Here is a 22,380-nt window from a genome sequence, read left to right as displayed (position 1 = left end):
TTCTTCACCTTTCTATTTCACGGGCATTGCCCAAGTTTGTGACAGGAGGTGTGCAGATGCTACTTGACTTGCTTCTAACCGGCCACAATACTCTCCATCTGTATGTCCTATCATAGGACGACTTACTGCAAACTGGCATCTCTGTCCTGAAAACTGCTTCATAGCTTGTAACTTTGTATGCCAGCCTATAAAGACCGTACCAAATAACAACAACAATTTCCACCTCGAGATGTCCGACACGACCGTCACCTCTAGGATGTCATCAGCAGGATTTGAGTTTGGTGAGATCTTCATCCCTCCCCCAAAGTAAGGCTGATTGCACACAACTAAGAACCAAGCTTTAGGAATCACATGTGCCTGTCCATCAACTGTCAATTCAATTGTAGCCGTCTCAAATGTCAGCAGTTCTTTGACCACGACACCGTAATACGCTAGCTTACCTAGACCAAAACGATTTAGCCGTTTCTTCCAAAGCGAGCGATTCGTTTGGTAGACCACCTCTGCATCGAACCCAAATCCTGCATTGTTAACGAAGATATAGGAACTGCTTGCAGTTTGCAGGTTGCCTAGTTTCATGGGATTGTCTTCGCTTGATTGACGAAGTGTCTCAATCTCATCTTTTGTAGCTACAGAAGTATATGTCCTCCCAAAATCATTGCCGCTCCCTGCAGACAGGGCTGCAATGGCAAAACGAGGTCGCTCGAGAGACCCTTCGATCACTTCGTGTACCGTTCCGTCACCACCAATTGCGATGAGAAGAGTCTTGATAGCTGGGTCTAGCGCTTGTACTAATTCCACTGCATGGCGTGGGAACTTCGTAAAATAGAACTGATAGTCCCCCGTCAATTCTTTTTGCAGGGCTTCCCACTTTTTTAACGCGCGCCCATTTCCAGCGGAAGGATTAATGATAAATACGAGTCGTCTCATTCTTCACCCTCGCTACGCAAAGAAAAAGTAGCAATCACTTCATAGCTAGGTGATTGACCTTTATGCACTTGGAACAAATGAAACGAGGATACTTGAAAACTCGCTTCCGCTGCTCCCGTAAATGTTATGGAGTCTTGAACTTTCGCACGTTTCGCAAGAGTAATATGTGGAACGTATGGTGATTTGCGGTCTGCGCCTAGCTGCTCCGTGATCGTCCAGACAACTTGTTCTAAGTTGTCTAAACTTTCCACATCTTCTACTTCTGCATAGACCACACGAGGTACTTTCCCTGATCCGAATCCTTTAATAGAAGTCGTTTTCATTGTGAATCCAGGAAGTTGTATCTGTGACAGTTCGTCCCTTAACCACTGGAGTTGATCCTCTCGAACCTCGCTAATGAACGACAACGTGCAATGCAAGTCCGCAGGATGCGTCACTCGCCGGTAGTAATCGTGAAGTTCCAACTCTTGCTGAAGGTTCTCATAGAACGCGTGCTTTTCAATCGGCACTTGAATGCCAACAAAATAATGTGGATTAGACATGAAGCTGTTGTGGCAGCTTCGCCTCAAATGCAGTTTGCAACTTGCGTGTCCATTGTCCAGGCGTGCCATCTCCAATTTGCGTCTCTTCAATCTTTACTACCGGCATGACTTCAATTCCTGTTGACGAAACAATGAATTCATCCATTTCGAGCGCTTGAGCTACAGTGAACGACTCTTCAACAACAGGTAGACCGATTTCAGCGCAGCAATCCAAGATCACTTGACGAGTGATTCCGTTCAAAATCAGATTGTTAACAGGATGCGTGTATAAAACACCGTCTTTAATGCCATATGCATTTGATGACGAACCTTCTGTAACGATATCACCACGGTGTTGGACCGCTTCGAAACACCCTTTTTCTACAGCTTGCTGCTTCGCCATGACGTTCCCTAAAAGATTTAAAGATTTGATGTCACAACGCAACCAGCGTACATCTTCAACTAAACAAACGGATACGCCTGTCTCGAGATCTTGGACTGGTCGTGCTGACTCACGCGTATACCCTGTGACAACCGCTTCTACTGAAGGGTTTGGGAACGCATGGTTACGTGGAGAATGCCCACGCGTCACTTGTAGATAGACAATTCCAGTTCCTAGCTCATTCGCTTCAATCAATTGATGGATCAAATGATGCAAAACATCTTTCGTGTATGGAATCGCCATTCTAATTTTGTCAGCACTCGCGTATAAGCGATCAATATGTTCCGTAGCTGTGAACACATCACCGTTATAAACTTTTACTACCTCATAGATTCCGTCTCCGAACTGATACCCGCGGTCCTCGATACTGATATGTACAGCGTCACGCGTTACGAGTTGATCATTCCATAAAACTTTTTCCATGTGCTATTCCTTCTTTCCTGCAAGTTCAGCAATTGCGTCTGCGTAGATTGCTGTTGCTTTAAGTAAATTTTCAATGTCTACGAATTCATCTGCTTGGTGTGCCACGTCAGGTTCTCCTGGGAACAACATTCCGAATGCGACACCTTTCTTTAAGACGCGGGCGTAAGTACCACCACCTATTGCGAGAAGCTTTGCCTTGTCCCCTGTCTGGCGCTCGTAGACTTTAGACAATGTTTGAATGAGCTCATCTGATTCTTCTACATAGTGAGGCGTCGAATTGGATTTTACTTTCACCTGAACTTGGTGCTGTTCAAAGTGCTGTTGCATAGATTCCACCAGCTGATCAAATGGACAGCTCACAGAATACCGCATGCTGATTTCAATCTCGAACCCATTTTCTTTCGTGAAGTGTAAAATCCCTGCATTGTAAGTCGTATCTCCAGACATGTCGTCATGGAATGCACCACCGAAGGTCTTTCCTCTAGAGTCTTTCCCGAAGGAATCGACTACAAGCTGAACAAATGCTGCCCCTTGTCCACCGAGGTTTTGTGTCGTTAAAAACGTTGCCAGTTTGATTGCTGCGTTTACACCGAGGTCTGGCTCCATCGCATGGGCTGACTTGCCATGTACAGTCAGCGAAGTTTTCCCATTCACCTCTTGTGCTCGGCCCTTCAGTTGATGCTGTTTCAAAAATGCTAAGAATGCAGGTTCGATTTCGGATAGAGGTCGCTGAATGTAGGCATTCGCTTCATCTGGCACCATGTTTGTTCTAGCACCTGACTGGAACCAAATGAGATCTGTTGGTTCAGCAGAAGCTGATTGGGACACTAGAAGGCCAGCAATTCCCTTCTCCGCAAAGATAATCGGAAAATCAGCATCCGGTGCAAACCCTAGTGTCGGCATCTCTTCCGTTTCAAAATAACGCTTCACACAACGGAAACCACTTTCTTCATCCGTTCCTATAATAAGTCGAACGCGTCTAGAAAGTTCGATACCGGAATCTTTTACTAGCTTCATAGCCATCCATGCAGCCATAGTAGGTCCTTTATCATCAATCGCACCTCGACCGATTAACTTGTTCCCCACTACACGCCCTTCAAATGGAGGAACAGACCACCCATCACCGGCTGGTACAACATCCACATGTCCAAGAATTCCTATCAGCTCTTCTCCTTGGCCCATCTCGATATGGCCAGCCACATGATCCACATTTTTGACCTTCATGCCTTGCTGTTGTCCTTTTTCTAATAAGAAGTGTAATGCTTCCGCTGGCTTTGGTCCGAACGGATAGGCATCCGTTGCAGCAGACTCATCTAAAACACTTTCAATAGAAATCAGGTGTTGCAGTTCTTGAATCAATTCGTCTTTCCGCTCTACAGCGCGTTGGTACCAATCCATAATGCGCCTCCTCTTGATGAATAATGCTTCTATTTTACACCGAAAATGCGTTAAGGTTTTGTAAAATCAGCAAATTTTCTAGAAAATTGTTGCGTTAGGGCTTATAATGAAATTGTCAGATAGTTTTAGAATAGATAATAAAGGGGATGTCTAAAGTAACTAGTTAACCGTTTTTTACAAATCGTCCGCTAGTCGAGTCAAGGGATACGATAAGAAGGAGTGGTTACGAATGAAACCAACTACTGATCGGATGCTCAATCGAATTAAAGATATGTATATGTTCATCCGTGAGAACGGAACAGTGACAACGCAAGATTTAGTCGATGAATTTGGCATCACTCCTCGCACGATTCAACGTGATTTGAACGTGCTTGCATTTAATGACCTGGTCATCAGCCCTGTTAGAGGGAAATGGACAACGACGAACAAACGAGTTAAAATTCCATCTTAGACAACCTACACCACGGAAAAAGAGAGGGCTCTCAGCGAGCACCTCTCTTTTTAATTTAGCTTCAATTGATTCAATTCGTCTTCAGTCAGTTCCCGGTAATCCCCTTCAGCAAGAGATTCATCTAGCTTTAGACTTCCCATCTCTAGACGCTTTAAGTAGACGACTTCTTTGCCTACTGCTTCAAACATCCGCTTCACTTGATGAAACTTCCCTTCTGTAATGATCAATTCGATTTTGGAAAGCGAAGCACTCTCTAAAATATGAAGTTCCCCTGGCTTTGTAATATAGCCTTCCCCAATCTCGACTCCATTCGCAAAAGCCTTCACGTCTTCTTCAGTTACAACGCCATCGATATGAGCGTAATATTTTTTCGGTACTTTTTTCTTCGGTGATAGCAATTGATGCGTTAAGTCCCCATCGTTCGTTAGAAGTAAAAGGCCTACTGTGTCCTTATCAAGACGGCCAACCGGGTGCAAATCGTAGTGACGTACATCCTCATCGAGCAGATCTACTACCGTTTTATCGCGGTGATCTTCAGTCGCTGAGATGACGCCAGGTGGCTTGTTCATCATAAGATAGATAGTTGGCTTGTACGCTATCTGTTCTTCATAGACCCGAACGTCCGCCACGTCCGGATCAATCTGTTGGCCGCTGTCTTTAACAAATTTTCCATCGACAGTCACGGCTTTCGCTTTAATCAGCTGTTTCACTTCTTTACGAGTCCCGATTCCCATATTGGCAAGAAATTTATCAATTCGCATTAAGACATCCCCAACTTTCTTGTTAGACGTGTCAGGCGGTCTCCAAACAATCGTTGCGCAAGACCTAGCTTCAAGCTAACAAAGCCGTAGAACGCTGCTCCGATTCCTGCAGAAATCAGAATGATCACAAGTGCTTGAAGTTTAGAGTCTGGGTTCAAGACGAGCTCTAACAGTTCTTTTGAAATAAACGCTAGTATTAGCATGACCGCCGTAAGACCTGCAATCAATAAGATTCGGCGGAACAACATTCTCGTCTCGTATGCAAGGAAGTAGCGAATCACAAGGAAATTTAAAACGATTGCCGTGATATAGCCGATTGAAGTGGCCAGAATCGCACCGTTTGTTTCAAACACCTTGATAAGTGGAGTGTTCAATAGCATCTTGACCAAAATACCAATCATCAAGTTCAAGATGATCAACTTTTGCTGGTCGATACCTTGTAAAATCGCAGTCGTGACAGGATATAAAGCGAATAGTATGGCGACTGGTGCGTATGCCGCTAACACTCCCGCTCCTGTAGCACTGGCTTCATAGAACACCGTGTAAAATTCATACGCAAGTACGGAAATTCCAAGCGCTGCAGGGAGTGTTAGGAATAACAACACCTGGAATGTCTGGTTCAGTGACTTCGTCAGTCCCCCAACATCGTCTTTTGCATAGTAAGTCGTGATTAAAGGAATCAGCGTCATTGAGAATCCCATTGCGAGCATCACCGGAATCATAACCAATTTATGTGTCGAGAAGTTAAGCATTCCTAGAAGCGTCTGGGACGTCGTCTGGTCGTATCCGATTGCAACCATCGCATTGTTGAACGTGATCATGTCAATAAATTGGAACAATGGATTGATCACACCCACAAGGGCAAATGGCACCGTGTAGATAAGCATTTCTTTATAAATCGACTTGAGAGATCTCGGAGACTGGGGCTCCCCAGTTCCAGTCATCAAGTCATCAAACTCCGGTTTGAGTTTTTTCCAATACCAGTACAGCACAGCCATACTAGCAAGCGCTCCAATGAAAGCAGCAAATACCGCAAATGATACAGCGGTTTTTTCAGTTCCACCAATCAGTTTTACTACGATAAATGAACCGACTAGTAGCACAGCAATCCGAATAATTTGTTCAATCAACTGTGAAATGGCAGTTGGCGTCATATGCTGATAGCCTTGGAAAAAGCCTCGTACAAGACTCATCGCAGGAACCACTAGAACCGCAAAGCTGACATATTTGATCACGGTCGCGACATCATTCACTGTGAACGGTACAGGTTGTGTTGGGTCCGCGTTCTCTTTCATGACTACATGAGCAAGAGGTTCTGCTAGTAAAAATAAAATTAAGAATCCAATAAATCCAGTCACTAGCATCAAAATTCCGCTTGATTTGACAAGCTTTCGTCCTGTAGCATAGTCCCCCATCGCATTGTATTTCGACACGAACTTCGAAACGGCGACAGGAACTCCGGAGACTGCAATAGCAAGCATAATCGTATATGGGACATAGGCGTATTGATACAACACGACATATTCTTCCCCAATCAATTGATAAAACGGAATTACATATAAAACCCCGAGAATTCGTGAGAGCACGAGCCCGAGAGTCAGAATCATTGTGCCTTTAAGCAAATTTCCAGCCATCATCATCTTCCCATCTGCAAAATGTCTATCTTTCAGTTTACAACTCCTCATGAAAAAGCTCAATGCTGTATACTAAAAGAAAAAAGGATTGTGACGCATTCATGATAGATGTAATCGTAATCGGCGGTGGCCCGTCTGGTCTCATGGCGGCTTGTGCTGCCGGCGCCGAAGGTAAAAGCGTGCTATTGATCGAAAAAGGATCAAAGCTCGGAAAAAAATTAGCGATTTCTGGCGGAGGGCGCTGCAACGTCACGAACCGCTTACCCCAGGAAGAAATCGTCAAGCATATTCCAGGAAACGGCCGCTTTTTATATAGTCCTTTTTCTGTTTTTAATAACGAAGACATCATCGCCTTTTTCGAATCGCTTGGTGTCCCATTAAAAGAAGAAGACCACGGGCGCATGTTCCCTGTTTCGAATAAAGCAATGGACGTCGTAAACGCCTTGATCGACGAAATGAAACGATGGCATGTAGACGTCCGCTTGCACACGAAAGTTGCCAAGCTGTTGATGACTGATGACAAAATTCTCGGCATTCGCTTAGAAGATGGAACGGAAATCTTGTCGAAGTCGGTCATCGTTGCGGTTGGCGGTAAAGCAGTTCCTCAGACAGGCTCAACTGGTGATGGCTACCCGTGGGCTGAAAAAGCAGGTCATACAGTTACCGAGTTGTTTCCAACGGAAGTTCCTGTATTATCTTCAGAACCATTCATTCGCTCGAAAGAATTACAAGGACTTGCTCTTCGAGATGTAGCCGTCTCTGTTCACAACGCAAAAGGCAAAACACTTGTTACACATCAAATGGACATGCTGTTTACGCACTTTGGAGTGAGCGGACCAGCAATTCTTCGCTGCAGCCAGTTCGTCGTCAAAGAGCGCAAGAAAAATGGCGGCAAGCCTGTAGAGCTTCGCATTGATTCTATTCCTGCTATGAATGGTGAAGAAGCCTTCCAACACATTCACCGGATGCTGAAGGAAGACGGCAAAAAAGCAGTGAAAAATGCGTTAAAAGGTTTAGTACCAGAACGTTGGTTACTGTTTTTGTTGAAGAGAGCAGGAATCGAAGAAGATGCACGTGGCGAGACGCTATCTGCTGAAAAAGTGCGAGCATTCTCCACTCTTGTGAAGTCATTCTCAATGCTTGTCGATGGCACACAACCGTTAGAGAAAGCCTATGTAACGGGTGGTGGCGTGTCGATCAAAGAAATCGAGCCGAAGACGATGGCTTCTAAGAAAAAAGTGGGCTTGTACTTCTGTGGTGAAGTCCTGGACATTCACGGCTATACTGGTGGCTACAACATCACAGCGGCTCTAGTAACGGGTCGTGTGGCGGGTATGAGCGCTGCTCATTTAGATGTGTAGAACGCCGCTCTAGGAATCTTGTAAAAACCGGGCGTGTCCGTAGAGGCGCTATTTGCCTCTATGGATGCGACCGGTTTTTGCGGGGATTTCTGGCGTTCGGAACTCGATTATTTTTAGATGTGTAACAGGCTTGCCCAGAAGCTGCTAGGGGATCAGTCATGCCCTGTGAGGCGTTTTGTGCCTCATAGGGTGTGACTGATTTTTGAGTGAGCTTCTAGCCTGTGCAACTCGATTAGTCTTAGATGTGTAGAACGCCACTCTGGAGGTGAGCGGTCGTTCTTCGACATCAAGCTTGATTTCTACAGCATCAAACTTGATTTCTACAACATAAAGTTTTATTTCTTATACATGACAGCTCAATTATTATGCATGACCTTCTTGAAGCATCAGATTGAATTCCAAAACACCAAAAAGTCCCTTGCGCCAAAATTGGCACAAGGGACTTTCTAAATTACCCAACTACAATATTGACCATCTTGCCAGGAATCGCAATAACTTTGCGGACTTCCTTGCCGTCTGTCCATTCTTTCACCGTGTCATTTGATAGAGCTAACTGCTCCATCTCTTCGCGGGAAGCATCTTTAGCGATGACGACTTTTGCACGGAGCTTGCCGTTGACTTGAACCGGAATCTCGATTTCGTTGTCGACTAGCTTGCTTTCGTCATAAGTTGGCCATGCTTGATACGTGATCGACTCGTTGTGACCAAGTTTCTCCCAAAGCTCTTCTGCAACGTGTGGTGCAATTGGAGACAGCATCGTTACGAAGCCTTCTACGAAGTGTTTTGGCACGACGTCAGCTTTGTAGCATTCGTTGATAAAGACCATTAGTTGAGAAATCGCCGTATTGAAACGAATACCTTCGTAGTCTTCTGTCACTTTCTTCACGGTCTGGTGGTACACTTTTTCAAGCGTCGTGTCTGAAGACTCTTGGATTTTCGAAGCGATCTTGCCTTCTTCTGTGACAAGGAGACGCCAGATGCGGTCAAGGAAACGTCGAGAACCATCAAGACCATTTGTTGACCAAGTCACTGCAGCCTCCAGTGGTCCCATGAACATTTCGTACATGCGAAGTGTGTCAGCACCGTGCGAGCGCACGATGTCGTCTGGATTGACGACGTTGCCTTTTGACTTCGACATTTTTTCATTACCTTCGCCCAAGATCATCCCTTGGTTGAAGAGCTTTTGGAACGGCTCTTTTGTATGAACCACACCGATGTCGAACAATACTTTATGCCAGAAACGCGCGTACAACAAGTGAAGGACTGCATGTTCCACTCCACCAATATAAATATCTACCGGCAACCAGCGTTTTAGTAACTCTGGGTCTGCAATAGCGTCATTATTGTCTGGGTCGATATAACGGATGTAGTACCAGCAGCTACCTGCCCACTGAGGCATCGTATTTGTCTCACGGCGTCCTTTCATTCCTGTTTCAGGATGCACGACGTTGACCCACTCTTCGATGTTCGCAAGCGGAGACTCACCTGTTCCGCTTGGCTTAATGTCTTTAGTTTTCGGAAGTTCTAGTGGAAGCTCTTCTTCCGGAACTGTAGTCATCGTGCCGTCTTCCCAGTGGATGACTGGAATCGGCTCACCCCAGTAACGTTGACGACTGAACAACCAGTCGCGCAGACGGTATGTGATTTTCTTCTCGCCGACACCTTTGTCTGCTAGCCAGTCAATCATCTTCGCGATTGCTTCTTCTTTACCAAGACCATTCAAGAAGTCCGAATTAACGTGTTCACCATCTCCAACATACGCTTCTTTCGAGATGTCGCCACCTGCTACAACTTCTTTAATCGGCAAGTTGAATTCTGTAGCGAATTCGTAATCGCGTTCGTCATGAGCAGGAACGGCCATGATGGCTCCCGTTCCGTAAGTAGCTAATACATAGTCTGCAATCCAGATTGGCATCTTGTCACCAGAGACAGGGTTCACTGCATAGGCACCTGTGAAGACGCCTGTTTTTTCTTTTGCAAGATCCGTGCGCTCTAGGTCACTTTTCAACTTCACTTTGTCGAGATACGCTTCGACGGCTTCTTTTTGCTCGTCTGTCGTAATGGACGATACTAATGCATGCTCAGGAGCAAGTACTGCATACGTCGCACCGAACAGTGTATCCGGACGAGTCGTGAAAGCTCGGAAGCTGTGCTCTGTACCGTCGACTGCGAACGTTATTTCAGCTCCTTCAGATTTCCCGATCCAGTTGCGCTGCATATCTTTGATGCTCTCTGGCCAGTCCAGTTCTTCTAAATCATCAAGAAGACGTTCTGCGTATTCTGTGATGCGTAGAACCCATTGACGCATTGGGCGACGCTCTACAGGGTGACCACCGCGTTCAGAAACACCATCAACGATTTCTTCGTTCGCAAGAACTGTACCGAGTGCTGGACACCAGTTTACAGCCACTTCATCGACATAAGCAAGGCCCTTTTTGTAAAGCTGAATGAAGATCCACTGTGTCCATTTGTAGTAGTTCGGATCAGTTGTATTGACTTCACGGTCCCAGTCATAAGAGAAGCCCAGTTCTTTCATTTGACGTTTAAACGTAGCTACGTTCTGTGCTGTAAATTCTGCAGGATCGTTTCCTGTATCAAGAGCGTATTGCTCAGCAGGTAGACCAAATGCATCCCAGCCCATTGGGTGAAGCACATTGTAGCCTTGCATACGCTTCATACGACTTAAGATATCCGTTGCCGTGTAACCTTCTGGGTGACCAACGTGCAGTCCAGCTCCTGAAGGATACGGGAACATATCTAACGCATAAAATTTTTGTTTCGAATTGTCGTTCTCGGTGCGGAATGTTTTGTTTTCATCCCAGTACTGCTGCCATTTCTTCTCGATTTCCTGATGCGGAAAACTCATAATTCTTCCTCCTTGTTGGTGGCGCATTTTGGGCAAATAAAAAAACTCGCCCCTTGTAAAAGGGACGAGAGTATATGCCTCACGCGGTACCACCCAAATTAGCAGTTGCCTGCTCAACTTGATTCCTTAACGCGGAATACGAAACAGACTACATATCGCCTGTTTGACTCAAAGGTGAGTTCAGAATCCGTCTCCACTGGTTTGCACCACCCACCAGCTCTCTTTAGAAACACGGGTTTCTTACTAGTCCTTATCTCAGTCCTGTTATTGATTGTAATTGTACCGGAACTTGCGAGACAGTTCAAGTGCTATCGACAGATTACTGAACTGTATAACCGCCGTCTAATACAACAGCTTGCCCCGTCATCCCTTTTGCTTGCTCGCTTGAGATAAACATGGCAAGATCTGCAATTTCTTTTACATCGAGTAGACGCTTTTGCGGAACGAGTGGATAGATAACTTCTTCAATTACAGATTCAAGTGGAACATTTCGAGTTGTCGCTAAGTCTTGCATTTGATTGCGAACTAGTGGCGTGTCCACGTAACCTGGGCAGATGGCATTCACTGTGATACCGTCAGCAGCAGTCTCTAAAGCAGCTACTTTTGTAAGACCAATTACGCCGTGCTTTGCAGAGTTGTAAGCTGCTTTACCAGCAAATCCAACTAATCCATTGATTGAAGCCATATTGATGATACGGCCGAAGCCTTGCTTGCGCATGTGAGGAAGAACATGTTTAATAGCTACAAATGGTGCCGTCAACATGATCTTTACCAATAGCTCAAAACGTTCTGTAGGGAAATCTTCAAGCATCGCGACATGCTGCATCCCTGCATTGTTGATCAAGATATCGATGCGACCGAATGTGTCAACCGTTTGATCAACAGCAGCTTTTAATTCCTCTTCGCTAGTGACATCACACTTGATTCCAAGGCTGTCGCCTCCAAGTGAGGCAGCAGACTCTTGAACTTTCGCTTCGTTAATATCTGTTAGGACCACTTTCGCTCCGTTTTTGAAAAACTCTTCTGCAATTTCAAAGCCAATTCCTTGAGCGGCTCCTGTGATAAAGACAACTTTGTTTTCTACCATGGTTGTTCCTCCTCGTGATGATTAGAAAAAGCCGCACGCGGCGGCTTTTTTAATTATTGAATTCCTAGACCAAATGAGAATAAGACAATAGCCAAGATAACACCGATAACCGGAATGGCTACAGTAGTTGCGGCCATGGACCAATAAGCCGCACTGTGTTTCTCTCCACAGATCGACTGAATCGTTGTAACTACGTAGCCGTTATGAGGTAGAGAATCTAATGCACCAGATGAAATTGCAACGACACGGTGTAGTGCTTCCGCATTAACACCTGCATCTAAATATCCTGGAGCGATTAGAGGCAACGCGATTTGCTGTCCACCTGAGGCAGAACCAGTCATACCTGCGATTACAGATACAGCAACTGCTGCACCAATCAATGGTGAGCCAGGAATATTCGTCATAGCTTCAACTGCTACGTTGAAAGCAGGAGTTGCTTTTGCGACACCACCAAAACCTACAACTGCAGCCGTGTTACCGATAGCAATGATAGCTCCAAGTGTCCCTTGAGAAACCGCTTCCCATGGACTCTTGAAGTATTTCCAGCTCACAATGAATGTTGCCAAAATCCCAGCTAATAACGCAATGATTAATGCCGATTGTTTCAATGAATCGTGGAAGATGAATGAAATAATTAATACCACAATTAAAGGAACGAATGATAAGAATGGATTCGGGAGTGCACGAGTCGTATCAAATGTTGGATCGTTTTCACGAGCATCAAATACTTCGCCATTTTTAACTGCCTTAGTAATGATTTTCTTCAACCACATATATCCTGCAATCGCCATGAAGATAGCCACGATGATACTGACTTCCCACCCTGCATAAGGAGTAGTCCCTAAGAACGGAATTGGAATCCAGTTCTGAATCTCAGGAGATCCTGCAGATGTCATTGTGAATGTTACAGAACCTAGACCTAATGTTGCTGGGATAAAACGACGTGGTAAGTTTGCTTGTTTGAATAGAGAGATAGCCATTGGATAAACTGCGAATGCAACAACGAATAGAGAAACTCCACCGTAAGTTAAGATTGCACAGGCGATTACAATTGCAAGAACCGCATATTTAAGGCCCAAACGGTCCGTTACAAATTTAGCAACGGAATCGGCTGCACCACTGTCTTCCATTACTTTACCGAAAATGGCACCTAGTAAGAACATCAAATACCAAGCCATGATAAATCCAGTGAAGCCTGTCATGTAGTTCGTTACAAAGTTTGGTACACCTTCTTCAACTAGTTGTGGGAATAAAGGCATTCCAGATAATAATGCTACAAATAGTGCTGAGATTGGTCCTACGATGATGATATTGACACCCTTCATCGTCAAAAAGATTAATAAGAAAAGTCCGCCAAGCAGACCAATCATACTTAAAATGTTTTCCATTAGTTTTCCCCCATCTGTTCTTGGGGTCGTTTTAGAACGAAACGTTCTCCTTCACGTTCTCCACATTCAGGTCCGCTTCAGTTGCTTCGACGACGCCCTGAATTGTATGTCCTTCAAAGACTTCTTTTAACACAAGTCCTTGCTCTGTCACTTCAATCACTGCACGGTCTGTGATGATCATATTGACCACACCTTTACCTGTCAGTGGAAGTGTACATTCTTTTTTAATTTTTGGAGATCCGTCCTTTGCCACGTGATCCATGATGACAATAATCTTTTTTGCTCCGTGGACAAGGTCCATAGCGCCGCCCATCCCTTTGATCATCTTGCCCGGAATCATCCAGTTGGCGAGGTCGCCTGTTTCAGATACTTCCATACCCCCTAGGATAGCAACATCAATATGGCCTCCACGGATCATGGCAAAAGACTCTGCGCTAGTAAAGAATGCAGAACCCGGAATTGTTGTTACTGTTTCTTTACCTGCATTGATCAAATCAGGATCGACTTGATCTTTTGTAGGATAAGGTCCAATTCCAAGCAGACCGTTTTCCGATTGTAAAACTACCGTCTTGTTTGGTGAGATAAAGTTGGCTACTAGTGTTGGGATACCGATACCTAAGTTGACATAGTTCCCGTCTTCAATTTCCATCTCTGCACGTTTTGCAATAAATTCACGCGTTGATAATGTCATGAAAATCCCTCCTCAAATTAGTCTCTCGTTGTTAAACGTTCAATACGCTTTTCTTGCTGCGCTTGGAACAAGCCTTGTACATAAACGCTTGGTGTATGAATCATGGCAGGATCAAGATCTCCTGTTTCCACAATCTCTTCCACTTCCGCAATTGTGACTTTTCCAGCGGCAGCCATCATAGGATTGAAGTTCTGAGCTGTCTTGTTGTAAATGAGATTTCCAAACTTATCTGCTTTTGCAGCACGTACGAGCGCGAAATCGGCAACAAGAGCTTCTTCAAGAACGTATTCTTTGCCGTCAAACTCACGTACTTCTTTGCCTTCAGCGACAACAGTACCTACTCCTGCTGGTGTAAAGAATGCTGGGATTCCAGCGCCACCTGCACGGCATTTTTCAGCGAGTGTACCTTGAGGCGTCAACTCCACTTCGATTTCGCCTGAAAGAACTTGGCGTTCAAATTCCTTGTTCTCTCCAACATATGACCCGATCATCTTTTTAATTTGTTTATTTTTAAGTAACAAACCAAGACCCCAATCATCCACACCACAGTTGTTTGAGATGACTGTTAAATCTTTAACACCTTTGTTGACCAGAGCGATGATCAGTTGCTCTGGAATACCGACAAGACCAAACCCGCCTACCATTAGCGTAGCTCCATCTTGAATTTGACTGACTGCTTCTTCTGCAGAAGAATAGATTGGCTTCATAGGAAACTTCCTCCTCGAATTGTGTATAAAAAAGCGCTTTCATAAGTATTAAAACAGAACCCTCTTCTCACCGCAATAGACTGTGACAAATCTGTGACAACAGAAGTAGTTTCTTCAGTCCAGAATTCCGGACATATTTATTAAATTAACAAGGTTAAAAGCGAATTATAGACAATTAAAAAATCCGGAAAATTGGACGCTGTGTCTAAATTTCCGGAAAGTAGGTCATAAGTTATATTTTTTTAATTTTTCATACAATGTCGATCTACTGACTCCTAAGACTTTGGCAGCTTCGGTTTTGTCTGGATAAACTGCTAACGTGTTTTCAAGAACTTGCAACTCGGTCTGCGACAAGATATCGTCCAAGCGACCCGTTTGATTAGAGAATGCTTTGACGTTTTGAAAGATATGCATCGGAATAGTTGCTGTAGTAAGTCTAGTTCCTTCCGTCATAAAGACCATAGCTCTAAGTGTATTAAAAAGTTCCCGCACATTACCTGGCCACTTATACTGCACTAAATGTCGCACGGTTTTTGGATCGAGTTTCAAGCCTCTCCGCCCTTCGCCCTGTTCAATCAGATGAAGAAAATGCCGTGTGAGAAGAGAGAAATCCTCCATTCGGTCCCGAAGAGCTGGGACCTTCAAGTATACCGATTGAATTCTGTAATACAAATCTTCCCTGAAAAGCCCGTCATCTACGAGCTTAGAAAGATTTCGATTCGATGAAAACACGAACCTGACATCTCCTGCTGTCGCAAAAACGCCTTGTTCAATTTCAGTGATGGTTCTTAGTAGTTTTGCTTGAAGAGGAATGGGAAGTGCATGAACTTCTTCTATATAAAGAGTGCCACCTGAAGCTTGCGCTAATTTGCTGTCGGTGCCTTCAAACAATTCTTGTTCCGCAAGCTCTGCTGGTAAGACTGCACAGTTCACCTTGACAAATGATGCGTCTGACCGCTCTGAAAGACGGTGGATGCTCTCAGCAAACATCTCTTTACCTGTACCAGTTTCTCCTTCAATCACTACAGGCAGTTTAGTAGGTCCAATCATTCGCACGGTTTCTTTTAATTTTCGGATTGAAGCTGACTCACCGATGATGTCTTCTAGTCGAGACAAAGTGTGCGACGTGGGGCTAAACTTTTCCTCTATGCGTTCCATGGTGGTCTTCACATGGGCACTTAAACGTTTCCAGTCCGTCATATCTCGAAAAATCACACTGCCAAAAGCTCCGACAATCTCTCCGTCAACTACAAGCGGAACTCGATTAGCGAGCATATAAGAACCTTTAATATAATGAGGCGCGGCAATATCTGCTTCGCCCTTCTCCATTACAATATGCATCTCTGTGTTTTCAATGATATCGGCTACATGCTGACCTATTGCATCCTCTCGCTTCACCTCTAAAAAGTGGCAATAGTCTTCGTTGATATAGAGGATTTTTGACTCTCGGTCTACAACAACGAACCATTGAAAGGCATTTTCAAGAATCTGATCGATTACTTCTGTCGATAAATGTTGGATCCAATCTTTCAACTTTGTTGCTCCTTTCTTAAAGGACGGTCATATAGAAGTGCGGGTACAATCGCAGCTGCCATGAACACTGTTATAAATAACAACATCATACTCATCCCCTGCAAATCGGCAATTACACCTCCAATGACAGGTCCAATCATTCGACCGATTGTTGCAGTACTATTGACGATTCCTTGATAGAAGCCAATCTTACCTTCTGGTGCAAGTTGATTTGCGATCGTCGGCACAGCCGGCCACACAAACATTTCCCCTAAAGTCAAAATGACCATGGAGACCACAAACATCGTGAACTGCTCAGCAAACGCTACGACTATAAACGAAATGAGCATGATGAGGAGCCCGACGACCATCTGCAATTTGATTCGATGTTCCAATCGTTTCACTACAGGCGAGATGAGTGGTTGGGCTAGAACGATCAAGGCTCCGTTTATCGTCCATAGTAAGCTGTACTGTTTGAGCGTGATCCCAATTTCTTGTGTATAAGTAGAAATCGTAGATTGCCACTGTACATAACCGACCCATGCAAGTAGATAAGCTCCTGAAATCAATAACAAAGCATAGAATGGTGCTTTGCGGTCGATGCGACTGCGCTCTTGCATCACATTCGTATTGACCGCTGCTTTTTTATCGTATTCTCGGTAAGCTACCGCGGCTAAGATAAAGTATAGGACGTACATCCACATGTTGGCGGTAAACAAATAATCGAATGAGTAACTTGCAATGACCCCAGCTGCAGCTGGTCCTAGTGCTACTCCAACATTCGCAGCTAAATAAATCGCATTGAATCCACGCCGGCCTCCCTCAGGCCAAGCTGTACCAACAAGCGCATACATACTCGGAAAGACAATTCCTCCTCCAAGACCTATTGCAATCATGAAGTACACATAATGCGGCCAGCCGTGCCAGAAATTTAGCCCAATGAGAGCTACGAGTGTAATAGCAATACCTAGCATAATAGCTTTGTAACCACCTAGTTTATCAAACATCCAACCACCAAGTAGGTTGCCTACAATTCCAGCTGCTGCATTCGCCATCAAGACAAGCCCAGCAACAGACAACGATTTATCCAAGTATTCGTTCATATATATAGTATTGAGTGGCCATAGCAAGGAATTCCCTGTTACATTGATCAGCATTCCAATGACTAGTAGCCAGACGCGTTTTGGCATAATTGACATCTCCATTCACTTCACTCAGTTTAGACCTTTTTTTCACTTCCGACAAGATGATAAACTAAGAGGAGAAAGGATGTGCCTTATGATTCAAAATGCTCTACATCAATCTAAGCAGTACTTAAAAGAGATTGTGCGCCCCGGAGATCGTGTAATCGATGCAACTGCGGGAAACGGGCATGATACTCTCTTTCTCGCGAAACTTGTCGGAGAAACGGGCCAGGTACTTGCCTTTGATATACAAGAACAAGCGATTGCTAGTACAAAAAAACGCCTTCAAGAAGCTGATGTAAGTAGTTGGTGTCAAGTCACCTTAGACAGCCATGCAAATTTAGAAAAATATATCGAGTCCCCTATTCGTGCAGTCGTTTTTAACTTGGGTTACCTTCCTGGAGCGGAACATGAGGTAACAACAGAGAGTACATCTACTTGGCAAGCGATCGAGACAGCCCTTAAATGGCTCGAACCTGGAGGTCGTATTGTCATCGTGATTTATCATGGTCATGTAAGTGGAAAGCTCGAACGGCAGGCGTTACTAAAACAAGTCTCTACCCTTCCTCAAGAAGAGGTTCAAGTGTTCCACAGTACGTTCTTAAATCAAAAAAATTCGCCACCTGAATTATTGGTAATCGAAAAAAAATCCCGCTGAACCTAGTTCAACGGGATTTCCCATGATTATTGTGATTGCTTTTCTTTTGCTGCAGCTTCTTCTACAGCTCGCGCTACCACTAAGTGAAGTGCTGGATCGAGTGGCGTTGGAATTAACTCTCCACGACGTGTATGGCTAACGATAGCCTCAGCAGCTGCAATCAACATCGGATACGTGATCTGTTTGGCTTCTGCATCGAGTGCTCCGCGGAAGATTCCTGGGAACCCTACCACGTTATTGACCGATCGCCCATCAGCTGCAAACGCCGCTCCTGCTTTGATAGCTTCTGCAGGCTGGATTTCAGGATTCGGATTAGAGAGTGCCAAAATAATTTGTCCTTTACGCACCATCTCCGGCTTAATCAATCCTTCAACTCCAGTCGTGGCGATGACGATATCACAATCGTTCATTAATTCGTCTAAAGTCTCTTTCGACTTACCGCCGTAATTGTGCAAGCGTTCAATTGCAGCCGGTTGACGGTCAATTCCATACACATCTTTTACGCCATATGCTAAAAGCATGCGGACAATAGCAAGTCCTGCTGCACCTAGGCCGATTTGACCGACAGTCGCTTTTGTAGGATCGACTCCAGTTGCTCGGCATGCATTTAGTACAGCCGCTAAAGTAACAACAGCCGTGCCGTGTTGATCGTCGTGCATGACTGGAATCGGTAGCTCTGCTTTCAAGCGCTCTTCGATTTCAAAACAATGTGGAGAACCAATGTCTTCTAATAAAATGGCTCCAAATCCTTGATGGATATGTTTGACTGTTTCCACCACTTGGTCCGGATCACTTGTATCTAATAGGATTGGAACACCACTAAGTCCCACGAATTGGTCAAGAAGAACAGATTTCCCTTCCATAACAGGCATACCTGCTACCGAACCGATATTGCCAAGTCCTAGAATAGCCGTCCCATCTGTTACGATAGCGACTGACTTACCAATAGATGTGAAGTATTTCGCTTGTTCTGGATGTTTTTCAATCTCCAAGCATACACTTGCCACACCTGGCGTGTAGACGCGTTGCAAGTCGCCTAAAGAACGCACGTCGATTGTACTCTTCATGGCAATCTTTCCGCCTTCATGCGCTTTTAATACATCATCTGTAACGGCATGAATCTCGACACCGTTTCCAATGGCTTCAATATTTGCAATGACCGTTTCTAAATGAACTTCATCTCGACAAGTGACGGAGATGTCTCGCACTGTCGTCAAAGGGCCACTCTTGATCAATTTGATATCTCCAATGTCTCCTTCAGCTGCTCCTATGGCAGATGTCACTAGTCCTAGATTTCCAACTTTTGATGGACTTTCTACTATAATATTGCGAATTAGATGCTGCATCGTTTCTCTCCTTCTGTTTTATGCCGTTAGAGTATAACATATTTAAGGTCAGACGTCATATCACATAGCCAAGTCGTAACACGGTGAGATGAATAAAATCGATGGCGCTCTTTGCAATAAATTCGCGGTCCGCATGTTGATGCATATCATGTTGAATATGTGACCACTCCGAATAGTGAATCGTTTGCATCTTCTGATGACTCATCCAGTTCCGAACTGCGGCTACATTGATGATGCGGTCATCACTTGCCACTTGGAGCCAAAGAGGAATTGTCCATTCATTTTTCGTTTGAGACACGCTTTTCATCCGCTCTACAAGAGCTTCGTACCAATCTGTTGTAACAGTCGTGTGAATGAGTGGATCTTCTTCATATTCCTTTTGAAGTTGTGGGTCTTCTACATAGAGTTGTGGATCTATCGGAAATTTCAATCGTTGATTGATCGTCAATTTAGCTATGCGGCTAGCCCATTTAGATGGACTTTCAAATAACTCAATCCATGGACTGGTGAGGAGTACTCCTGCAATGGACTCTCTCTCTTTTCTCATATAATGAAGAATGAGTGTTGCACCAAACCCATGACCATATAAGAAGATGGGTAAGTTAAACTGACTTGCGTAGGTGATGGCTCGTTCAAGATAATGGTCATACTCTCTGATTGATTCATTATGCAACCCTTTTTTCTCTGCGGATTCTCCGTGACTCGGGAGGTCTCCCATCACCACATGGAGATCATTTTGTCTCAAATACTCGATAACCCACGCATAGCGGCGATGATGTTCAAAGACATTGTGGACGATGACCACGACTGCTTTTGGTTGGTTTTCTGCTTCCCATATCCACATGGCTACCTTCCCCTTTCTGATTCTGCTACACTTACTGTATAGTATAGCAAGTGTAGAGAAAGGAAGTCTGTTATGATCTATCCATTTGGTGAAAAAACTCCGAAAATCCATCCCTCTGTCTTTGTGGCAGACTTTGTAACGATTACAGGTGATGTTGAAATTGATGAAGGCTCTTCTGTTTTCTTCAATACGATTATCCGGGGAGACGTCAACGCCACACGAATCGGTAAGAAAGTAAATATTCAAGACTTATGCTGTTTGCACCAAAGCCCTCAGTTTCCATTAGTCATTGAAGATGAAGTGACGGTTGGTCATCAAGTGACTTTACATAGCTGCACTATTCGAAAAGGTGCGTTGATTGGAATGGGGTCCATCATTTTAGACGGAGCGGAAATTGGTGAAGGTGCCTTTATTGGGGCTGGTAGCCTGGTTCCTCAAGGAAAAGTTATTCCTCCTGGTATGATGGCTTACGGAAGACCTGCTAAAGTCGTGCGAGCAGTAAACGACGAAGATCGAAAAGATATGGAGCGCATCGTACGCGAATACCATGAAAAAGGCCAATATTATAAACAGCAACAAAAAGATCACGTGTGAAGCACTATGAACAAAAGATTGTGTAGGGGTGACTCCAGCGGGATTATAAGCGGAAGCTGAGACCTTGGTCAAGATGTGTAGAACGCCACTCTAGAAATTTCATCAAAACCAGGCGCACCAATTGAGGCGCTCTTTGCCTCGGTTGGGGTGAATGGTTTTGATGTGGATTTCTGGCGTTCGCAACTCGATTTCACTCAGCCCGCGGAACGCTTCCCCTACACACCATATACCACATAAAAAGGGAGTTTCTCATGTCGAGAAACTCCCTTTACTGGGTTTAGGCCCAATTTATTTTGCTTATTATAGACCCGCTTTAGCTTTCAAATCAGCAGCTTTGTCTGTTTTTTCCCATGGTACATCAATATCTGTACGACCAAAGTGTCCATAAGCAGCTGTCTGCTTGTAGATCGGACGACGAAGATCAAGCATCTTGATGATTCCTGCTGGGCGAAGGTCAAACAATTCACGGATCCATGTCACCATGTCCGCCTCAGTAGCTTTACCTGTACCAAATGTGTCAACAGCAATAGAAACTGGCTGTGCAACACCAATTGCATAAGCAAGTTGTACTTCTACTTTGTCAGCAAGACCTGCAGCGACAATGTTCTTCGCTACATAACGAGCTGCATACGCTGCAGAACGGTCTACTTTCGTAGCGTCCTTACCAGAGAATGCGCCGCCACCGTGACGAGCGTAACCGCCGTATGTGTCAACGATGATCTTACGTCCTGTTAGACCTGCATCCCCTTGAGGTCCACCGATTACGAAGCGGCCTGTTGGGTTAATGAAGTATTTCGTATTTTCGTCAATCCACTCAGCTGGAACTACAGCGTTGATCACATGTTCTTTCAAATCTGATTGGATTTGCTCTAGAGTTACTTCTGGAGCATGTTGTGTTGAAATAACGATTGTGTCTACACGAACTGGTTTCCCGTTCTCGTCATATTCAACTGTTACTTGAGTTTTTCCGTCTGGACGAAGGTACTCAAGAGTTTCGTTTTTACGCACTTCTGATAAGCGGCGTGACAATTTATGTGCCAAGCTGATTGGAAGTGGCATTAATTCTTCTGTTTCATTACAAGCGAATCCAAACATCAGACCCTGGTCACCTGCACCGATTGCTTCGATGTCCGCGTCCGTCATAGAACCTTCGCGAGCTTCAAGCGCTTGGTCAACACCTAAAGCGATATCAGCCGATTGCTCATCGATTGCTGTTAAGACTGCAGATGTATCTGCATCAAAACCAAATTTTGCACGCGTGTAGCCGATTTCTCGAACTGTTTCACGCACCGTTTTTTGGATATCTACGTAAGCAGATGTAGTAATTTCTCCTGCAACAAGAACTAGTCCAGTAGTTACAGTAGTTTCGCACGCAACACGTGCATTCGGGTCTTCAGTTAAGATTGCGTCAAGGATCGCATCTGAGATTTGGTCACAAATCTTATCCGGATGGCCTTCTGTTACTGATTCCGAAGTGAATAATCGACGTTGTGTCATAATATTTCCTCCTTCTTGATCCTGCGAGATTGCTCTCGTGAATTGAACCGGTACTCATTCCCCATGGCAAGCCTAGAATACTTGAAGC

Annotated in this window: 20 protein-coding genes and 1 other annotated feature; of the genes, 4 read left to right on the top strand and 16 right to left on the bottom strand. The window is 44.6% G+C overall.

Going from position 1 to position 22,380, the window contains the following annotated elements; translation table 11 throughout:
* Positions 1-12: 12 nt before the first annotated feature.
* Genes CF394_RS12480 through pepV form a run of 4 tightly spaced genes read right to left on the bottom strand, consistent with a single transcriptional unit; the run spans position 13 to position 3,711 of the window.
* Complete coding sequence (locus CF394_RS12480) at positions 13-927, bottom strand: diacylglycerol/lipid kinase family protein (protein ID WP_094944019.1); 915 nt, start codon at positions 925-927, stop codon at positions 13-15.
* The gene (gene thpR, locus CF394_RS12475) at positions 924-1,469 is read right to left on the bottom strand and encodes an RNA 2',3'-cyclic phosphodiesterase (protein WP_165767558.1); all 546 of its coding nucleotides are present in this window, start codon (positions 1,467-1,469) and stop codon (positions 924-926) included. Before thpR ends, CF394_RS12480 begins: the two co-directional genes overlap by 4 nt.
* Positions 1,462-2,313 (bottom strand): D-amino-acid transaminase, encoded by an 852-nt coding sequence (dat, locus tag CF394_RS12470; protein ID WP_094944015.1) that lies wholly within the window; start codon positions 2,311-2,313, stop codon positions 1,462-1,464. The genes thpR and dat overlap by 8 nt, the downstream gene beginning before the upstream one ends.
* A 3-nt stretch (positions 2,314-2,316) precedes the next feature.
* Positions 2,317-3,711, bottom strand: a complete 1,395-nt coding sequence (pepV, locus tag CF394_RS12465) for a dipeptidase PepV (RefSeq protein ID WP_094944014.1) — start codon at positions 3,709-3,711, stop codon at positions 2,317-2,319.
* Positions 3,712-3,940: 229 nt separating this feature from the next.
* On the opposite strand from pepV, the gene CF394_RS12460 reads away from it, so the two are divergent.
* Positions 3,941-4,162 carry a DeoR family transcriptional regulator gene (locus CF394_RS12460; protein ID WP_094944012.1) on the top strand — a complete coding sequence of 74 codons (222 nt, stop codon included), beginning with the start codon at positions 3,941-3,943 and terminating at the stop codon, positions 4,160-4,162.
* 50 nt (positions 4,163-4,212) lie between these two features.
* On the opposite strand, the gene CF394_RS12455 is transcribed toward CF394_RS12460, so the two are convergent.
* The gene (locus tag CF394_RS12455) at positions 4,213-4,923 is read right to left on the bottom strand and encodes a pseudouridine synthase (RefSeq protein ID WP_094944010.1); all 711 of its coding nucleotides are present in this window, start codon (positions 4,921-4,923) and stop codon (positions 4,213-4,215) included.
* On the bottom strand, positions 4,923-6,557 hold the full coding sequence (locus tag CF394_RS12450) for a putative polysaccharide biosynthesis protein (RefSeq protein WP_094944180.1): 1,635 nt from the start codon (positions 6,555-6,557) through the stop codon (positions 4,923-4,925). The genes CF394_RS12455 and CF394_RS12450 overlap by 1 nt, the downstream gene beginning before the upstream one ends.
* A gap of 101 nt (positions 6,558-6,658) precedes the next feature.
* Between CF394_RS12450 and CF394_RS12445 the strand changes: the two genes are divergently transcribed.
* Positions 6,659-7,918, top strand: a complete 1,260-nt coding sequence (locus CF394_RS12445) for a BaiN/RdsA family NAD(P)/FAD-dependent oxidoreductase (RefSeq protein ID WP_094944009.1) — start codon at positions 6,659-6,661, stop codon at positions 7,916-7,918.
* A gap of 451 nt (positions 7,919-8,369) precedes the next feature.
* Here CF394_RS12445 and leuS read toward each other — a convergent pair whose 3' ends face one another.
* The 7 genes from leuS to CF394_RS12410 all read right to left on the bottom strand — a co-directional run bounded on the left by leuS (position 8,370) and on the right by CF394_RS12410 (position 17,359).
* Positions 8,370-10,784, bottom strand: coding sequence for a leucine--tRNA ligase (gene leuS / locus CF394_RS12440; protein WP_094944008.1), 2,415 nt, complete (start codon positions 10,782-10,784; stop codon positions 8,370-8,372).
* A 57-nt stretch (positions 10,785-10,841) separates the two neighbouring features.
* Positions 10,842-11,050 (bottom strand) — a binding site (T-box leader).
* 53 nt (positions 11,051-11,103) lie between these two features.
* The gene (locus tag CF394_RS12435; protein WP_094944007.1) at positions 11,104-11,871 is read right to left on the bottom strand and encodes a 3-hydroxybutyrate dehydrogenase; all 768 of its coding nucleotides are present in this window, start codon (positions 11,869-11,871) and stop codon (positions 11,104-11,106) included.
* A gap of 53 nt (positions 11,872-11,924) precedes the next feature.
* Entirely contained in the window at positions 11,925-13,250 is a 1,326-nt protein-coding gene (locus CF394_RS12430) for a GntP family permease (protein ID WP_207761728.1), read from the bottom strand.
* A 40-nt stretch (positions 13,251-13,290) separates the two neighbouring features.
* Positions 13,291-13,950 carry a 3-oxoacid CoA-transferase subunit B gene (locus CF394_RS12425; protein WP_094944004.1) on the bottom strand — a complete coding sequence of 220 codons (660 nt, stop codon included), beginning with the start codon at positions 13,948-13,950 and terminating at the stop codon, positions 13,291-13,293.
* Between the two features lie 17 nt (positions 13,951-13,967).
* Complete coding sequence (locus tag CF394_RS12420) at positions 13,968-14,657, bottom strand: CoA transferase subunit A (RefSeq protein ID WP_094944003.1); 690 nt, start codon at positions 14,655-14,657, stop codon at positions 13,968-13,970.
* A gap of 225 nt (positions 14,658-14,882) precedes the next feature.
* A complete protein-coding gene (locus CF394_RS12415; RefSeq protein ID WP_094944002.1) occupies positions 14,883-16,190 on the bottom strand; it encodes a sigma-54 interaction domain-containing protein in 1,308 nt (435 codons plus the stop codon).
* A complete protein-coding gene (locus tag CF394_RS12410; RefSeq protein ID WP_094944000.1) occupies positions 16,187-17,359 on the bottom strand; it encodes an MDR family MFS transporter in 1,173 nt (390 codons plus the stop codon). Before CF394_RS12410 ends, CF394_RS12415 begins: the two co-directional genes overlap by 4 nt.
* Positions 17,360-17,447: 88 nt before the next feature.
* Here CF394_RS12410 and mnmM point away from each other — a divergent pair, with 88 nt between their 5' ends.
* Positions 17,448-18,011 carry a tRNA 5-(aminomethyl)-2-thiouridylate-methyltransferase MnmM gene (gene mnmM, locus CF394_RS12405; protein WP_094943998.1) on the top strand — a complete coding sequence of 188 codons (564 nt, stop codon included), beginning with the start codon at positions 17,448-17,450 and terminating at the stop codon, positions 18,009-18,011.
* A gap of 26 nt (positions 18,012-18,037) precedes the next feature.
* On the opposite strand, the gene CF394_RS12400 is transcribed toward mnmM, so the two are convergent.
* Entirely contained in the window at positions 18,038-19,357 is a 1,320-nt protein-coding gene (locus CF394_RS12400) for an NAD-dependent malic enzyme (RefSeq protein ID WP_094943996.1), read from the bottom strand.
* Between the two features lie 55 nt (positions 19,358-19,412).
* The gene (locus tag CF394_RS12395) at positions 19,413-20,201 is read right to left on the bottom strand and encodes an alpha/beta fold hydrolase (protein WP_165767557.1); all 789 of its coding nucleotides are present in this window, start codon (positions 20,199-20,201) and stop codon (positions 19,413-19,415) included.
* Between the two features lie 72 nt (positions 20,202-20,273).
* Between CF394_RS12395 and CF394_RS12390 the strand changes: the two genes are divergently transcribed.
* A complete protein-coding gene (locus CF394_RS12390; protein ID WP_094943992.1) occupies positions 20,274-20,795 on the top strand; it encodes a gamma carbonic anhydrase in 522 nt (173 codons plus the stop codon).
* Positions 20,796-21,095: 300 nt separating this feature from the next.
* Here the strand turns inward: CF394_RS12390 and metK are convergent, their stop codons facing one another.
* The gene (metK, locus tag CF394_RS12385) at positions 21,096-22,292 is read right to left on the bottom strand and encodes a methionine adenosyltransferase (RefSeq protein WP_094943990.1); all 1,197 of its coding nucleotides are present in this window, start codon (positions 22,290-22,292) and stop codon (positions 21,096-21,098) included.
* Positions 22,293-22,380: the final 88 nt, after the last annotated feature.

The organism is Tetzosporium hominis, from assembly GCF_002265435.1.
GTDB lineage: Bacteria > Bacillota > Bacilli > Bacillales_A > Planococcaceae > Chryseomicrobium > Chryseomicrobium hominis.
Note: the sequence above shows the minus strand (reverse complement) of the source record. Positions and strands in the feature narration are given on the sequence as shown.

What these genes read in the sequence shown, in the direction of transcription:
- CF394_RS12480 (WP_094944019.1), bottom strand. Translation starts at nt 927, where the DNA reads ATGAGACGACTCGTATTTATCATTAATCCTTCCGCTGGAAATGGGCGC.
- thpR (WP_165767558.1), bottom strand. Translation starts at nt 1,469, where the DNA reads ATGTCTAATCCACATTATTTTGTTGGCATTCAAGTGCCGATTGAAAAG.
- dat (WP_094944015.1), bottom strand. Translation starts at nt 2,313, where the DNA reads ATGGAAAAAGTTTTATGGAATGATCAACTCGTAACGCGTGACGCTGTA.
- pepV (WP_094944014.1), bottom strand. Translation starts at nt 3,711, where the DNA reads ATGGATTGGTACCAACGCGCTGTAGAGCGGAAAGACGAATTGATTCAA.
- CF394_RS12460 (WP_094944012.1), top strand. Translation starts at nt 3,941, where the DNA reads ATGAAACCAACTACTGATCGGATGCTCAATCGAATTAAAGATATGTAT.
- CF394_RS12455 (WP_094944010.1), bottom strand. Translation starts at nt 4,923, where the DNA reads ATGCGAATTGATAAATTTCTTGCCAATATGGGAATCGGGACTCGTAAA.
- CF394_RS12450 (WP_094944180.1), bottom strand. Translation starts at nt 6,557, where the DNA reads ATGGCTGGAAATTTGCTTAAAGGCACAATGATTCTGACTCTCGGGCTC.
- CF394_RS12445 (WP_094944009.1), top strand. Translation starts at nt 6,659, where the DNA reads ATGATAGATGTAATCGTAATCGGCGGTGGCCCGTCTGGTCTCATGGCG.
- leuS (WP_094944008.1), bottom strand. Translation starts at nt 10,784, where the DNA reads ATGAGTTTTCCGCATCAGGAAATCGAGAAGAAATGGCAGCAGTACTGG.
- CF394_RS12435 (WP_094944007.1), bottom strand. Translation starts at nt 11,871, where the DNA reads ATGGTAGAAAACAAAGTTGTCTTTATCACAGGAGCCGCTCAAGGAATT.
- CF394_RS12425 (WP_094944004.1), bottom strand. Translation starts at nt 13,950, where the DNA reads ATGACATTATCAACGCGTGAATTTATTGCAAAACGTGCAGAGATGGAA.
- CF394_RS12420 (WP_094944003.1), bottom strand. Translation starts at nt 14,657, where the DNA reads ATGAAGCCAATCTATTCTTCTGCAGAAGAAGCAGTCAGTCAAATTCAA.
- CF394_RS12410 (WP_094944000.1), bottom strand. Translation starts at nt 17,359, where the DNA reads ATGCCAAAACGCGTCTGGCTACTAGTCATTGGAATGCTGATCAATGTA.
- mnmM (WP_094943998.1), top strand. Translation starts at nt 17,448, where the DNA reads ATGATTCAAAATGCTCTACATCAATCTAAGCAGTACTTAAAAGAGATT.
- CF394_RS12400 (WP_094943996.1), bottom strand. Translation starts at nt 19,357, where the DNA reads ATGCAGCATCTAATTCGCAATATTATAGTAGAAAGTCCATCAAAAGTT.
- CF394_RS12395 (WP_165767557.1), bottom strand. Translation starts at nt 20,201, where the DNA reads ATGTGGATATGGGAAGCAGAAAACCAACCAAAAGCAGTCGTGGTCATC.
- CF394_RS12390 (WP_094943992.1), top strand. Translation starts at nt 20,274, where the DNA reads ATGATCTATCCATTTGGTGAAAAAACTCCGAAAATCCATCCCTCTGTC.
- metK (WP_094943990.1), bottom strand. Translation starts at nt 22,292, where the DNA reads ATGACACAACGTCGATTATTCACTTCGGAATCAGTAACAGAAGGCCAT.